This is a genomic window from Pseudomonas sp. JV245A, assembly GCF_032424515.1.
GTDB classification, from domain to species: domain Bacteria; phylum Pseudomonadota; class Gammaproteobacteria; order Pseudomonadales; family Pseudomonadaceae; genus Aquipseudomonas; species Aquipseudomonas protegens.
Map to the genome: position 1 here is coordinate 1 of NZ_VYKE01000472.1, position 737 is coordinate 737.

The following is a 737-nucleotide window of genomic DNA, read 5'->3' on the forward strand; positions in this document are numbered from 1 at the left end:
AGCCACTCTACGGCCTGCTGCTGGGCCTTGAGCAGTTTTTCCACGGCCTCGGGATGTTCGTCGACAAACTTGCCGGCGCCCACCAGCACGCTCTGCACGCTGCCGGCGCCGCCCAGGTCCTTGGTGCTCAGGGGCAGTTCGGCCAGGCCTTTGCTGCGCAGGGCCGAGAGCCCGGTGCTGCCCCAGGAGGCGTCGATCTGCTTGGCCGCCAATGCACCCACCGCCGCGTTGAAATCAAGGTTGACCACCTTCAGGTCCTTCTCGCTCAGGCCCCGGCTGGCCAGGGCCGCGTCGAACGACAGCTGGGTGGCGGTGCCACGGAACACTGCCACGCGCTTGCCCTTGAGGTCTTCCAGGGTCTTGATCCCGGAACCCGGCACCACCCCCAGATAGTGCTTGACCCCACGGGCCGAGGCGCTGAGCAGGCGGGTATCCAGGCCGTTGGACTTGCCGATGATAGCGGCCAGGTCCCCCAGGTACGCCAGGTCCACCTGGCCGTTGGCGAAGGCCTCGTTGATCACCGGGCCTGCGCCCTTGAAGAAATTCCACTGGATCTTGATGCCCTGGTCGGCGAAGGCCTTTTCAAAGATCTGTTGCTGGCGCAGCACATCCACCACCCCACCGCCGCTGTGCTGGGTGCCGGCACTGAGGTCGGGCACGGCAATGCGGATTTCCTTGAGTTCGTCGGCCTGGGCCTGCAGCGGCAGGCAGCCCAGGAGCCCCGCCAGGGCCGGGGC

General features: G+C 67.0%; 1 protein-coding gene. It reads right to left on the reverse strand.

Features of this window, described 5'->3' with window-relative positions; genetic code table 11:
• The coding region (locus tag F6S12_RS32515) for an ABC transporter substrate-binding protein (protein ID WP_315869959.1) at nt 1-737 on the reverse strand (737 nt) is incomplete at both ends.